Raw genomic sequence first — 14,377 nt, 5'->3', positions numbered from 1 at the left:
TAGCGGTTTCCGGAAGGGGAACCCAGTTCCAGGGGCGGGCGAGCCTGCTCCAAAAATCCTGATGGTTCGATAGAGGAGCGCACCATGTGGCGAGTCAGACCAGCCAAACTGGATGACCTGCAACAAATCCTGGACATAGCCGGCGCCCAAACCGCCAGGCTCTCGTCCACCCTGCCCAAAACCGAAGAAACCCTGGCCCGGAAAATTCAACACTCCCGGGACTCCCTGGCCGACAACGCCCCCGAAGGCACTCCGCGCCGCTTTCTGTTCGTACTCGAAAACACCGAAACCGGCGAAATCGCCGGCACCGCAGGTATCGACAGCCGCGCCGGCAACGGCCACCCGTTTTACAATTACCGGCGTGACTACCTCATCCACGCCTCCCACGAACTCAACGTCTCGCGCCGCGTCGAAGTCCTGTACCCGAGCCACGCCCTGACCGACCTGACACTGCTGTGCTCCTTCACCCTGAAAGAACAACACCGCAACACCCCGGTATTCGAGCTGCTATCCCGGGCCAGAATGATGTTCATTGCCAGCCACCGGGAATGGTTCACCAACCGAACGGTGGTTGAAATCCAGGGCGTACAGCACGAAAACGGCAGCGTGCCCTTCTGGGACAGCCTGGGGCGACATTTCTTCAATATGGACTTTGAAACCGCCGATCAATATTCCGGCCAGCTCAGCAAAACCTTTATTGCCGAACTCATGCCGCCGAACCCGGTGTACGTCACCCTGCTCAGTACCGAGGCTCAGGAAGCCCTCGGCCAACCACACCCGCTGACCGAACCCAACTATCAGCTACTCCAGCGCGAAGGTTTTCAGCCCGGATGCTACGTCGATATCTTTGACGGCGGACCAGTGATGGAAGTGCGCACCGACAGCCTGAAAACCCTGGTGACCAGTCAGCCCAAAACACTGCACGGCAGCCACCAGAACGATGGTGAAACCTGCCTGATCAGCGCCGGCGAAGGTGAGCACTTCCGCTGCCTGTTGACCCCGGTGGCAGAAACGTTGGCGGATGATGTAAAAGTGCCGGTGAGCACCTGGCATGGCCTGCAAAGCAGCGCCGGCGACCCGGTAAGGATTTCACCGTTATGAGCATGCAAATACAGGGGAGGGCGTAAGATGCTGGTGATCCGCCCGCTTCAGTCTGACGATCTGGAAGACCTCTATGCCATGGCGCAGAAGGCCGGCAAAGGCCTGACCACATTGCCCGCCGACCGGGAACTGCTTCAGCGCAAGATTGATCGCGCCCGTGAATCCTTCAATCAACGCTGTGCGCCGGAAGCGGCCCTGTACCTGTTTGCGCTGGAAGATATTCAGGCCAGGAAGACCGTTGGCATCAGTGGCATCGAGGCCCGGGTTGGCCTGGAAGAAGTGTTCTACAATTACCGGCTGAGTGTCACGGTCAATGCATCGAAAGAGCTGGGTGTGCATGTGCGCACGCCCACGCTGAACCTGTCCAACGACATGACCGACACCACCGAAATCTGCTCGCTGCTGCTTTCCGACGAGTATCAGGGCGGCGGCAATGGCCTGTTGTTATCCCGCTGTCGTTTTATGTTCCTGGACGATTTTCGCAAACGCTTTTCCGACAAAGTGTTCGCGGAAATGCGTGGAGTCTCGGACAAAGACGGTAAAAGCCCCCTGTGGGATGCCCTGGGCAGCAAGTTTTTTGACATGGAGTTCAGCCAGGCCGATATGCTCTCCGGGCTTGGCAATAAATCCTTCATTGCGGAACTGATGCCGAAATACCCCATCTACCTGCCGATGTTGCCAGACGCTGCGCGGGCGGTCGTTGGCATGGTGCACGACAATACCCGGCCGGCGCTGAAGATGCTGCAGGCCGAAGGTTTCAACTTCAACGGCATGGTGGATATTTTCGATGGCGGGCCTGTGGTTGAAGCCTTTGTCCATAACATTCGTACGGTGCGGGAAGCGGTCAACCGGCATGCCATGGTGGTCAATCACAGCATGGATCTGGATGTGCCGGCAGAGCAACGGGTGATGATCTCGAACCGGTCGTTCCGGGACTTTCGGGTAACCACCATACCCATGAACTGCATCGGGCCCGACACTGTCAAAATTCCTAGAGTGCTGGCGGAGGCTCTTTTAGTGGAGTCGGGTGATCCGGTGCGTATTGCCCCCTTGAAGGAGGGTGCTTTGTCGCCCATCCGTCCAAACAATTCCGAACCGGGAGGTGGTAAACAATGGCAAACCTGACAGGCAATGTGTACATCGACGGGCTCTGGCTGCAAGGCCACGGAGCGCCCTTTGAATCGGTGCAGCCGGTAACAGGTGAAACGGTCTGGGATGGCAATGCCGCCAGTCTCGAAGATGTTGACGCAGCGGTTCGGGAAGCTCGAAAGGCGTTTCTGGCCTGGCGCCGGAAAAGTCTCGCAGAACGCCAGGCGGTGATTGAGGCCTTCGGCGAACTGCTTGAGGCCAACAAGGAAGAAATGGCCCATCAGATCGGCCTGGAAACAGGAAAGCCTCTCTGGGAGTCCCGCACCGAAGTGGCGGCCATGATGGGCAAAATTCCGATCTCCGTGAAAGCCTACAACGAGCGTACGGGGCACACTGAATCTGACGTGGCCGGCGGACATGCGGTGTTGCGCCACCGCCCCCATGGCGTGGTCGCCGTGTTTGGCCCCTATAACTTCCCGGGCCATCTGCCTAACGGGCACATTGTGCCGGCCTTGCTGGCCGGCAATACCGTGGTGTTCAAACCCAGCGAACTGACCCCGGGGGTGGCGGAACTCACTGTCAGGCTCTGGGAAAAAGCCGGTCTGCCGGATGGGGTGATCAATCTGGTTCAGGGCGGTTCCGATACCGGCAAGTGCCTGGCCCGCCACCCGCTGATTGACGGTTTGTTCTTTACCGGCAGTTCCACCGTCGGGCACCTGCTGCACGAACAGTTCGGCGGCCAGCCGGAAAAAATCCTGGCGCTGGAGATGGGCGGTAATAACCCTCTGATCGTTCAAAATGTGTCAGATCTGGATGGCGCCGTGCACCACGCACTGCAGTCCGCGTTCCTGTCGGCCGGCCAGCGCTGTACCTGTGCTCGCCGGTTACTGGTGCCCAAAGGCAAGAAAGGCGATGAATTTCTGGCACGGCTGGTAGAAGTGGCGGCCCGCATCACCGTGGCGGAATTCGATGCTGACCCGCAGCCGTTTATGGGCTCGGTGATTTCTGCTGATGCGGCAGACCAGCTACTCAAGGCTCAGGCTGGCATGCTGGAAAAGGGTGCGAGCTCGCTGCTGGAAATGAAACAGCTCAAGCCCGATACCGGCCTGTTGTCGCCGGGGATTGTGGATGCGACCGGGATAGAGCTGGAAGACCAGGAGTTTTTCGGTCCGCTGCTGACGGTGTACCGCTACAAAGGCTTTGATGAGGCCCTGGAGCTTGCCAACAACACTCGCTACGGCCTGTCTGCCGGCATCCTGAGCGATGACCGCAAACTCTATAACCGTCTGGTGGAGGAAGTGCGCGCCGGTATTGTGAACTGGAATCGGCCACTTACCGGGGCAAGCAGTGCCGCACCGTTCGGTGGTGTCGGTGCCAGCGGTAACCATCGTGCCAGTGCCTATTACGCGGCCGATTACTGCGCCTGGCCGATGGCCTCTCTGGAAGCCGGCAAGAGTGAGCTGCCGGATAGCCTGGCCCCGGGCCTGAACTTTGACTGACAGGAACAGCTGCCATGGTTAAACATGCGGTAGAAGCAAACTTCGATGGCCTGGTGGGACCGACCCATAACTACGCCGGGCTGTCCTGGGGCAATGTGGCCTCAAAATCGAACGTCAATGCGGTGGCCAACCCCAGGGAGGCGGCACTCCAGGGATTGGCGAAGATGAAGCGGCTGGCGGACCGGGGCTATGTGCAGGGCATTCTGCCACCCCACGAGCGCCCGCACATTCCCACCCTCCGTGCGCTGGGCTTTGAAGGCAACGAGCGCCAGATTCTGGAAGCCGTAGCCAAGGCAGATCCCTCCATTCTGGCGGCGGTGTCGTCGGCGTCCTGCATGTGGACCGCGAACGCGGCTACCGTCTCTCCCAGTGCCGACACAGCCGATCACCGGGTGCACTTCACCCCGGCCAATCTCAGTGCCAAGTTCCACCGCTCCATTGAACACCAGGTCACGGGTCGTTCGCTGAAAGCGATTTTTGGTGACGAAAGTTACTTTGCCCATCATCCGGCGCTGCCGTCAGTCAGTCATTTTGGCGATGAGGGGGCGGCCAACCACACCCGCCTGTGCAGTCGCTACGGGGAGCCGGGCGTTGAGCTGTTTGTGTATGGTCAGGTCGCGTTCAATGAATCCGCTCCGGCGCCAAGCAAGTACCCGGCGCGCCAGACCCTGGAAGCGTCACGCGCCATTGCTCGCCTGCATGGCCTGACCGATCGCCATGCCGTGTTTGCCCAGCAGAATCCGGCGGCTATCGATGCCGGCGTGTTTCACAACGATGTGATTGCGGTCGGTAATGGCAATTGCCTGTTCTATCACGAGCAGGCTTTTCTTGAGGAAGCCCGGGTGCTGGCAGACATCCAGGAACGCCTGACCGGTGCCGAGCTGGAAGCCGTGCGTGTTTCATCAGCGCAGGTGCCCATCGAAGATGCGGTGGCCTCCTATCTGTTCAACAGCCAGTTGTTGAACACTGCCGATGGTATGCTGCTGGCTGTACCGGGTGAGTGCCGCGAAGTGGCCTCGGTCAGCCGGTATCTGGATGAACTGGTGAAAGCCGACACGCCGATCACCGCGGTGGAAGTGTTCGATGTCAAACAGTCCATGCGCAATGGTGGCGGGCCTGCGTGTCTGCGCTTGCGGGTGGCGCTCAACGACGACGAGCTGCACGCTATCAACCGGGGTGTGATCCTGACCGATGCGCTCTATGAGCGACTGACCTCCTGGGTTGAAGCCCACTACCGCGACCAGCTCAGCCAGCAGGACCTGGCCGACCCGATGTTACTGGAGGAAGTGCGCAAGGCGCTGGATGAACTGACCGGTATTCTTGGCCTCGGCAGCATCTACGATTTTCAGTTGTAAGGCTGGTCAGCTCAGCGTACCGGCTCGCTGGAGATAGACCGGGTGAGCATATCCATGGTGTGACGAATGAGTGCTTCGGAAGGAAACTCCCCGGCCTCGGTGGATTCCGCCTGGCACAGCATGATCACGCCATGCAGGGCGCCGCGCAGGTAAAGCGCGGTTTGCGCTGGCGACTGGATACGGTCGCGGCTGATGGTGCCGTCTTCCAGGCCAAGATGAATCGCCGCTTCCATCAGCACCATCAGTTCGTTCTTTGAACACAGCATCTCCCTGGCCTGGTCTTCTTCCGCATCGGCGATGGCGGTGGAAGCCTTGGTCAGAGCGGTGAAGTAGTCCGGAGCTTCCACAAAGAAACGGTAATAAGCCTCTCCCATGGCCCGGATCTTCCCGAGCCCGGTATCGGTTGCCTGCATCGCCCGCTCAAACCGGGTCACCAGATCCTGCCCGGCCCGCAGCATGATGCCTCGCTGGATGGCGGCCTTATCCTTGAAATAGACATAGAGCAGAGCCCGGCTCAGACTGGCTGTGCGCGCAATGTCGTCCATGGAGGTGCGGTCGTAGCCCTTTTCTGAGAATACCAGTTCGGCGGCGTCCAGAATGGCGTCGTACCTTGCCTGTTTTTCCCGTTCCCGTCGTGATTTCAGCGGTTCATTCATTGTGATCCCGAGCTTTCCGGCTTTGGCTGCATGATAACTGATAACCGATGAAAGCCGATTATTAACAATTTGTCAAAGAGTGACATGATGTCGGAAACAATGGGCAACCTCCGATGGACCGGAGGTCACAATCAACCTGTTCAGGGAAAGGGGCTGGAACACTATGTCTCTCACACTACGTCACTCTCCGTTTGTTCTGGCCAGTGCGCTGCTGGCCGTACTGTCTGTCTCCGGCTGCCGCGGTGGCGGTACCGAATCCGGCGAAAACGCTGAAAATACGCCGGTCTCCGTGCGGGTATCCGCTGTCACCGGTGGCCAGATGGAAGAAATTCCTCTGCGGTTTTCCGGCATTGTCCGTGCAGCCCAGCGTGCAACCCTCACATTTCAGGTCAGCGGGACGCTGAAGGAACGCCCGGTTGAGCTGGGGCAGACGGTAAAGCCCGGTGATGTGCTGGCGCGTCTGTACAATCCGGCGCTGGAACCGGCGCGGGATTCCGCAGCTGCCCGCCTGGATGAGCTGAGAACCCAGTTTGAACAGGCCCAGCGGGAGTGGGAACGCTCCAGCCGGTTGCATCAGCGAGGCGTGGTCTCGGAGCAGACGCTGGAACAGATTGCCGCCCGCCGGGATTCCCTGAGGGCGAGCATGGCGACAGCCGAAGCCTCACTGGCCGAAGCCACGAGGCTGCTTGAGGAAAGTGTTCTGAAAGCGCCCTTTGCCGGGCAGGTGGAAGCATTGCTGGTGGAGCGGGATGAGTTCGTGGGGGCGGGGCAGCCGGTCATGCGCTTGTCCTCGCCGCTGGGGCGGGAAGTGGAAGTGCGGGTGCCCGCGCACTTGCTCGGCCATGTCCGGATTGGTCAGGAGTTACCGGTTTGGCTGGTGCAGGACCGCAACCGTGAACCTGCCACCGGCACTGTGGTGGAGATTGCCCAGGGCAGTTCCATCCGCGGGGAACTGCATCCGGTACTGGTCAGCCTGCCACCAAATTCCCTGTCCTCCGGTGAGCCGGTGGAAGTGGGCATTGCCCCGGTGCGGGAATCTGCCATTACCGTGCCCCTGCTGGCGGTCGTTCGCGACAGTACCGGCACCAGTGTGTTCCGGGTGCAAGACCAGGTAGCTCAGCGGGTTCCGGTACAGGTCGACCGGGTCATCGGTGAGCGCGTCATGGTGCACCCGGGTGCATTGAGCCCGGGAGATCAGGTGGTGTATGCCGGTATGACCCGGCTGGTGGATGGTGACACCGTGGAGGTGCGCTGATGACCCGCCGACTGCTTAACTGTCAACGCTTGCTGGGCATGGTGGTGACCATGCTCTGCCTGCTCGGTATTGCCGCCTACAGCACCATGCCCCGTCAGGAAGATCCGAGTTTCCCATACCGGGCCGGTATGATCACGGTGAGTTATCCCGGTGCCAGTGCCGAGGCGGTTGAGCGCCTGGTGCTTCAGCCGCTGACCGATGAATTGCGTCAGGTCGAAGAGCTGGACTGGAGCCAGGGCACCGCCAGAACCGGCGTGGCACTGGCCCGGCTGAAACTCCGGGACCGCATCTACGACACCGATTCGGCGTGGGATCGGGTTCGTCAGGCCATGGAGCGGGCGCGCCAGGATTTCCCCGATGATGTGGGCCTGATGGAGCTGGATGACCGTCTGATCGACATCCCGGCCGTGGTGCTGGCCGTGGGCGGTTCACCCTCAGTGACTGAGCTTTCGGAGGTGGCCGAACGCCTGAAACAGAACCTTCTGGATATCCCTGGCATCTCCCGCATTGAACTTGAAGGGGATGCCGACGAACAGATTACCCTGGCACTTGACGACGCCGCGCTGTATCGGCTGGGAGTTCCGCCCAAGCGGATACTCGACACCCTGGCCCGGCGCAACCAGACCATCCCCGGTGGCTTCGTGGTGGTGGAAGGCAAGCGCCTATCAGTATTGCCGAACACTGAGTTCACGGACATAGACGCGATTCGCGCGACGCCCATTGAGCTGCCAGATGGCTCCCAGGTGCCCCTGGCAGCGGCCGCAGAAGTCTGGCGTGGGCCGGCCGAGCCCCGGCAGCCAGAGACCTGGTTCGACGGCGAGCGGGTGGTGTTGCTGTCAATTATCATGGAAGAAGGTTCCACCGACGCCATCCGCTTTGGCGAGCGGATCCGGGAACGGCTGGACCAGGTGCGTCCAGACTTCGAGCCGTACCAGCTCCGCGAGATGTTTTTTCAGCCCGACAAGGTGTCTGACCGGCTGGATGATCTGGCCTGGAGCCTGGTGCTGTCGGTACTGATCATTGTGGCGGTGGTATTTACCGGCATGGGTATCCGCATGGGCCTGCTGGTGGCGTCCATCCTGCCCATGGTGGCCCTGATCAGCGTGGGGCTCTATGACCTCGGGGGTGGGGTGTTGCATCAGATTGCCGTTATCGGGATGGTCATTTCCCTGGGTATCCTGATCGACAACGCCATTGTGATTGTTGAAAACATACAGGGCCATCTGGATGAGGGCATGCGCCGGCTGGATGCCCTGCGCAAGGCGGTCGGTGAGCTGGCCGGGCCGTTGGGTGCGTCTACCGGCACAACACTTGCCGCCTTTGCGCCGCTGTTGATGGCCAGGGGCGGCGCCGCGGATTTCACCCGGGGCGTGCCGGTGATGATCATGCTCACCCTTTCTGTGAGCTATCTGCTGGCAATTTCTGCCGTGCCCCTGCTGGCGGCGCGTTTTCTGAAGCCCCGGAAAAATATTCACAAAGACCGGCTTATCGGCCTGGCCAGCTACCTCGGTGGCCTGGTGTATCGGCACCCGGGCCGGTTGATTACCGCCGGCGCCCTGCTGGTGGTGATCAGCCTGGGCATGACCCCGTTCATGGCCCAGCAGTTTTTCCCCAACGCAGACCGCCCTCGTGTCATCGTCGAGATGTACATGCCCGAAGGCACCGATCAGGCCCGAACCTCTGAAGTGGCCGCCGTTCTTGAACAGGCCATTCGGACCCGGCCCGAGGCACTGGAAGTGCACCGCTTTGTCGGCTTTACCGGGCCGTCGTTCTATTACAATCTGCAGCGCTCGCCACAGGCGCCTAACCGGGCAAGGCTGGTGGTTCGCACGCCGACGCTGGCCGATACCACCGACCTGGTGAAATGGATCCGCCACGAGGCCGCCCGGTCGCTACCGGAGCTGGATATCACCGCCGGGATTCTGGGGCAGGGACCACCGCGGCCTGCGCCGGTAGAAGTCCGTGTCTTCCATCCGGACGACAACGCCCGCGCCCGAGCCACCGAGCAGGTCTATTCCATTCTCAGGGGTGTTGAGGGCACGGTGGATGTTCGTCACGATCTCGACATTGGTGTGCCCAGCATCGCCATCAATGTGGACGACGCCACCGCCGCCCGCTATGGCCTCACCCGAGCCGATGTTGCCCAGAGCCTGTATGGCCAGAGCTACGGCGCCGTGGCTGAGCGTTATCGACAGGAGGACGACCCGATACCCATCGTGCTGCGCTCCCGCGAAGGCACGTCGCTGTCACTGTCGCGCCTGCTGTCTGTGAATACCTACAACGACCAGGGCGATGCCATTCCGCTATCGGCCGTGGCCACGGTTGAAACTACCTGGGAACCGGCGGCGGTTTACCTGCGCAACGGGGTACGGGTGAATACGATCAGTGCCAATCTGGAGGAAGACTACAGCTTCAGCCAGGCGCTGGACGGCCTGTATGCGGGCCTGGAACAGAACCCGTTGCCGGCGGGCACGCGACTGGACATGGGAGGAGATGCCGAAGGTTCTGACCGTGCCAACTCCGCACTGCTGACCGCGGCACCGATCGGCATGCTGCTGTTGCTGTTCTTCCTGCTGTTGCAGTTCAACTCCTTCCGGCGGGTGGGCATTATCCTGCTGACCGTACCGCTGGCAACCGTTGGCATTTTCCCGGGGCTGGTTCTGTCCGGTTCGCCCTTCGGTTTTCAGTCGCTGCTGGGGGTGATTGCTCTGGTTGGTATCGTGGTGAACAACGCCATCGTGCTGCTGGACGTAATGGATCGGGAGCTGGAACGGGGCCGAGCCATTGCCGATGCGGTGCGCACCGCTGTGGAACGCCGTACCCGGCCCATCCTGCTGACCACCGCAACCACCGTGGCCGGCCTGCTGCCGCTGGCGTTCTCAAGTTCCACCCTGTGGCCACCCATGGCCTGGGCCATCATCAGTGGTTTGCTGGCTTCGACGGTCCTGACCCTGCTGGTGATACCGTCAGTCTGCACCAAACTGATCAAACTGCCGGTGGGCGAACCCGAAAACGCGCCAGCCTGAACCTGGTGTCATGTACAGGGCGGCTCAGACAGAGCCGGCCCTGTACACTTCCCTGGCTCGGATCATCAAACCCACCCGCTGGCCCACAGGCACCGCCCGGTTTGGAAACACCACCGCCTCCGGCGCGGTTCCGACCCGGTAGTCATCCTGATCATCCTCCCAGATCACCGTGCCAGGCTGATACTCCGTGAAGTTCGCCACATCGTCCGGAACATGAAACCGGAAAGACGGCCCGGTATTGAGCACCTCATGCACCACCTCAAACACCGTCAGATGATCAAATGGTGGCTGCACTGCGGGCGCTGCCTCGCCCCGGAAACGCCGGCGCAAGGCCCGCTCAATGCCTTGGAACCGTCGCAGATCATTCCGGCCAAACGGCTCCACCTTGCCCAGTTCAATGGTAAAACTCTCCGCCTTCAGAGTGCTGGCAGTGAACGATGAAAACACTGTCGATTCCTTATGCTGCAGCAACAGGGTCTCCACCTCGGCCTCCAGCAGGAACGCACACTGGCCGGCCGGAACCGACCGCCCTTCCACGTACGGGTACAGCGCAAAGCGCTCCCGTTTCGACGGGCGAATAGCGGTATGCAGATCATAATGGTTTAACGCCAGGCCCTGATGCGCCATCGCAAATTGCCGACACATTTCCTCCAGAAACCGAGCCCGCCGGCCCTCCGCAAGCCCGGAATATTCCGGTTTGCCATGGGCACCATTGAACAACCGGTTCATGTTCACATCCAGAAACCGCTCACCCTCCACCATGGCAGGAGGGTTGCCCAGGATCAGCAGCAGCGGGCACGCCAGCGACCACTCCCCGGAAAACAACTCCGACACCAGCGTGTTGAGCACTTCAATCGGCGCCGTTTCATTGCCATGCACCCCGGCAGAAATGATCAGCGCTTCCTGATTCGGGTTAGCCCTGTCAGCCGGTGGCGTCAGCCACAGAACCCCGTTGGCCTTGCGGGAAACCTGGGTGCCATCGGGCAGGGAGGTTTTGGTTTCGGGCAGATCAGCGGAAGCGTTGGCGAGGGTATGGCTAAGCCAGTCCGGGTGAAAGTCAAAGATTTGATTCGTAGCCTTCATAGACTCCCCTGCAGCGTTTGGGGGCATCTGGCTGGATAGGCTTTCCGGGAATTTCGGAGGCCATGGATGGCGCGGAGAGAAGCGCACAGGGATGTGCTTGTAGCGGTTCCCGGAAAGCCTATCCAGCCAGATGGCCATGCTCCCGGCGATGGGAGCAAAAGTTAGCCATTCACCGGCCGCTGATGCCGCAAAAGATGGTTTTCCAGCTTGCGGAAAGCAAACACCAGAATAAACGTCAGCGCCATATAACAAAGCGCCACGAAAATAAACGCATCAAACGGCGCGTAAAACCGCGAATAAATGTTTCGTGCCGCCCCTGTCAGATCAACAATGGTGACCACACTGGCAATCGCACTGGCGTGCAGCATGAAAATCACCTCATTGGAATAAGCCTGAACCGCGCGACGCGCCGCGCTTGGCAGAATGATCCGGCGCATCCGCAGAAACCAGTTCATGCCATAGGCTTTCGCCGCCTCGATTTCACCATGGGGCGTAGACATAATCGCCCCCCGGATAATCTCCGTGGTGTAGGCTGCGGTATTCAGCGTGAAGGCCAGCAGGGCAGGATAAAGAGGTTCCCGGAAGATCTCCCACCAGAAAGTCTCCTGAATCCCCGGAATCTGCGCTACTCCATAATAGATAATGTACAGCTGGATCAGCAGCGGCGTGCCCCGGAACAGATAGGTGTAGATCCAGATTGGCCCGGACACCAGCGGATTCCGGACCGTACGCAGAATCGCCAGCGGAACCGCCACCACCAGGCCGATGACCAGCGACAGAAACACCAGGTGTACGGTCGTCACCAGACCGTCCCAGTACTCCATCAGCGTCATGGCCGTGAAAATTTCGTTCTTGTTCAACCACTCGGCAATGAAATCAGGCATCGTTTAATTCCCCTGAACCACGCCGACATTGGCTCGACGATCAAGCCACTTGATAAACAGCTCCGACCCCGCCGTCAGTGCCAGATACACGGCAGCCACTGGTACGAAGAAGTGGAAAGGCATGCGCTCCGCCTTGGCGGCTTCCTCCGCCACCCGCACCATATCGGTCAGGCCGATGATGGACACCAGTGCCGTGGTCTTGAGCAACACCTGCCAGTTATTGCCGATGCCCGGCAGGGCATGGCGCAACATCTGCGGGATCATCACCCGCCGGAAGGTATGCCAGCGGGAAAAACCATAGGCCTTGGCCGCCTCAATCTGACCGACATCCACTGCCAGAAAGGCGCCGCGAAAGGTTTCGGTCATATAGGCACCGAAAATCAGACCGATGGTCACCACGCCGGAAATGAAAGGATCAAACTGGAAGAAAAAGTCGATACCGCGGGTTTCCCACAGATAATCCGAAAGCATGTTCACCGCTACCTGGCCGCCGTAATAGAACAGCAGCATCATTACCAGGTCCGGAACCCCGCGAATCAGCGTGGTATAGGCGGTTGCGATGCCGGCGGCAACACGGCTGCCGGAGAGTTTTGCGCTGGCACCAACCAGGCCAAGCGCCAGGGCCAGGGCCAGAGACAGGAAGGCCAGCTCAATGGTGATGACCGCTCCTTCTGCGAGGGCCGGGCCATAGCCTTTCAGATCAAACATGGGAGTATCCGGTCAGCGGGGGCGACGTGGCGCCGCCCCCGTGGTCATTACATCTTGATATCGTAGTTAAAGTACTTCTTCATGATGGTGTCGTAGGTGCCATCTTCCTTCAACGTGCGCAGGGCGGCGTTTACTTCATCGGCCAGGTCGGCATCACGCTTGCGCATGGCAACGCCCACACCTTCACCCAGTTTCACAGGCTCGCCCACTTCCTTGAAGCCGTCTTTGGACAGAACAGTCTGCTCACCCACCGGATAGTCGACAAAGACCACGTCCAGGCGCTGCCCTTCAAGGTCCAGCACCATGTCATCAGCGGTGGTGTAGCGCTTGATTTCAACAATGCCACCCATGTTCTCTGTCACGTAGGTGTCCATGGTGGTACCGCGCTGAACACCGACAGTCTTGCCTTTCATGGCATCCATATCAGTGACGTCGGTGCTGAAATCGTTCGGGCCGAACCAGCCGCCCGGGGTATTGTAGTACGGCTCGGAGAAGAGCACGCGCTCTGCACGCTCCGGTGTAATCGACATGGAAGACATGATCAGATCAAACTTACGAGCCAGCAGGCCCGGAATCATGCCGTCCCATGCCTGGATGACGAATTCGCAGTTGGCGTTCATCTCTTCACACATGGCGTCGGCCAGTTCCACTTCAAAACCGGTCAGCTCACCGTTTTCGTCTTTGTATTCGAATGGCTCGTAGGGCACATCAAAAGCAATGCGCAGGTTTCTTTCCTGAGCCTGGGCCGTGCCGGCAACCAGGGCCAGGGCGCAACTTGCTGCAACAATCAGTTTTTTCATGTGTCACTTCTCCGGTAATTCGCCACAAAGGCTTTATTTTTTATGGAAGTTTCGGGAGCTATTCTTCAACGCCTCGTCCAACACCGATTCAAGATAGCACTGGTGTTCAGAACTTGGGAGCAAGAAATTGCTTCATACGCTCGGAATCCGGGTTGTCAAAAACCTTGTCCGGGGTTCCCTGCTCCTCAATCACGCCCTGATGCAAAAACAGGACCTGGCTCGACACATCCCTCGCAAACGCCATCTCGTGGGTGACCACGATCATGGTTCGGCCTTCCTCGGCCAGACTCTGCATAACTTTCAGGACCTCGCCCACCAGCTCCGGGTCCAGGGCCGAGGTTGGCTCATCAAACAGCATCACTTCGGGTTCCATGGCCAGCGCCCGGGCAATGGCCGCCCGCTGCTGCTGTCCGCCGGACATCTGGGCCGGGTAATAGTCCTTGCGTTCGTAGATGCCGACCTTGTTCAGGTAGGCCTCTGCGCGCTCAATCGCTTCTTTTTTCGGAATCTTCAGAACGTGAACCGGCGCTTCGATAATGTTCTCCAGCACCGTCATATGGGACCAGAGATTGAAGCCCTGGAAGACCATGGAGAGGCGAGCCCGGATCAGTTCCACCTGGCGGTTATCGGCGGGTACCCGTTCACCTTTTCGGTTTTCGGTGAACCGGATTGGGTCGCCGTGCACAATAATGTCACCGGAGGTGGGGGTTTCCAGCAGATTGATGCAGCGCAGAAAGGTACTCTTGCCGGAACCGGAACTGCCAATCAGGGAAACCACATCACCCTTACGGGTTTCCAGAGAGATGCCCTTGAGAACTTCCAGCTTGTTAAAGGTCTTGTGGATGTCCCTGCAAATAAGAGGCGCTGGTTCCGCCATGGCTGGCTCCTGAGACTGTCATACAAAGGCGCATGTTTTACGGA

At 59.7% G+C, this 14,377-nt stretch carries 12 protein-coding genes; 6 read left to right on the top strand and 6 right to left on the bottom strand.

Annotated features, from left to right (window positions below; all coding sequences use genetic code 11):
* The first annotated feature begins 84 nt into the window (after nt 1-84).
* From B3Y70_RS14035 to astB, 4 genes are read left to right on the top strand one after another with little or no spacing between them, the layout of a single operon-like run.
* Nucleotides 85-1,101 (top strand): arginine N-succinyltransferase, encoded by a 1,017-nt coding sequence (locus tag B3Y70_RS14035; protein ID WP_153740576.1) that lies wholly within the window; start codon nt 85-87, stop codon nt 1,099-1,101.
* A 27-nt stretch (nt 1,102-1,128) separates the two neighbouring features.
* The gene (gene astA, locus B3Y70_RS14030) at nt 1,129-2,226 is read left to right on the top strand and encodes an arginine N-succinyltransferase (protein ID WP_014422568.1); all 1,098 of its coding nucleotides are present in this window, start codon (nt 1,129-1,131) and stop codon (nt 2,224-2,226) included.
* On the top strand, nt 2,214-3,689 hold the full coding sequence (gene astD / locus B3Y70_RS14025) for a succinylglutamate-semialdehyde dehydrogenase (RefSeq protein WP_121207586.1): 1,476 nt from the start codon (nt 2,214-2,216) through the stop codon (nt 3,687-3,689). Before astA ends, astD begins: the two co-directional genes overlap by 13 nt.
* Nucleotides 3,690-3,703: 14 nt before the next feature.
* Nucleotides 3,704-5,044 (top strand): N-succinylarginine dihydrolase, encoded by a 1,341-nt coding sequence (gene astB, locus B3Y70_RS14020; RefSeq protein WP_199451842.1) that lies wholly within the window; start codon nt 3,704-3,706, stop codon nt 5,042-5,044.
* An 11-nt stretch (nt 5,045-5,055) separates the two neighbouring features.
* Here the strand turns inward: astB and B3Y70_RS14015 are convergent, their stop codons facing one another.
* Nucleotides 5,056-5,700, bottom strand: a complete 645-nt coding sequence (locus B3Y70_RS14015; protein ID WP_014422565.1) for a TetR/AcrR family transcriptional regulator — start codon at nt 5,698-5,700, stop codon at nt 5,056-5,058.
* A gap of 163 nt (nt 5,701-5,863) precedes the next feature.
* Between B3Y70_RS14015 and B3Y70_RS14010 the strand changes: the two genes are divergently transcribed.
* Together B3Y70_RS14010 and B3Y70_RS14005 are read left to right on the top strand one after the other, a co-directional pair.
* Nucleotides 5,864-6,955, top strand: a complete 1,092-nt coding sequence (locus tag B3Y70_RS14010) for an efflux RND transporter periplasmic adaptor subunit (RefSeq protein WP_199451841.1) — start codon at nt 5,864-5,866, stop codon at nt 6,953-6,955.
* Nucleotides 6,955-9,981 carry an efflux RND transporter permease subunit gene (locus tag B3Y70_RS14005; protein WP_199451840.1) on the top strand — a complete coding sequence of 1,009 codons (3,027 nt, stop codon included), beginning with the start codon at nt 6,955-6,957 and terminating at the stop codon, nt 9,979-9,981. The genes B3Y70_RS14010 and B3Y70_RS14005 overlap by 1 nt, the downstream gene beginning before the upstream one ends.
* A 24-nt stretch (nt 9,982-10,005) precedes the next feature.
* On the opposite strand, the gene astE is transcribed toward B3Y70_RS14005, so the two are convergent.
* The 5 genes from astE to B3Y70_RS13980 all read right to left on the bottom strand — a co-directional run bounded on the left by astE (nt 10,006) and on the right by B3Y70_RS13980 (nt 14,333).
* Nucleotides 10,006-11,064, bottom strand: a complete 1,059-nt coding sequence (astE, locus tag B3Y70_RS14000; RefSeq protein WP_199451839.1) for a succinylglutamate desuccinylase — start codon at nt 11,062-11,064, stop codon at nt 10,006-10,008.
* A 161-nt stretch (nt 11,065-11,225) separates the two neighbouring features.
* The gene (locus tag B3Y70_RS13995; protein ID WP_022990753.1) at nt 11,226-11,948 is read right to left on the bottom strand and encodes an ABC transporter permease; all 723 of its coding nucleotides are present in this window, start codon (nt 11,946-11,948) and stop codon (nt 11,226-11,228) included.
* A gap of 3 nt (nt 11,949-11,951) precedes the next feature.
* On the bottom strand, nt 11,952-12,656 hold the full coding sequence (locus B3Y70_RS13990; protein WP_014422560.1) for an ABC transporter permease: 705 nt from the start codon (nt 12,654-12,656) through the stop codon (nt 11,952-11,954).
* A 47-nt stretch (nt 12,657-12,703) separates the two neighbouring features.
* Nucleotides 12,704-13,456, bottom strand: coding sequence for a transporter substrate-binding domain-containing protein (locus tag B3Y70_RS13985; RefSeq protein WP_023008671.1), 753 nt, complete (start codon nt 13,454-13,456; stop codon nt 12,704-12,706).
* 106 nt (nt 13,457-13,562) lie between these two features.
* Nucleotides 13,563-14,333: an ABC transporter ATP-binding protein gene (locus B3Y70_RS13980; RefSeq protein ID WP_153740585.1), complete on the bottom strand. Its 771-nt coding sequence runs from the start codon at nt 14,331-14,333 to the stop codon at nt 13,563-13,565.
* Nucleotides 14,334-14,377: the final 44 nt, after the last annotated feature.

The organism is Marinobacter sp. UBA5687 (assembly GCF_002420325.1).
Lineage (GTDB): Bacteria > Pseudomonadota > Gammaproteobacteria > Pseudomonadales > Oleiphilaceae > Marinobacter > Marinobacter nauticus.
The sequence above is the reverse complement of the archived record's forward strand: the minus strand, read 5'-3'. Positions and strand labels throughout refer to the sequence as shown.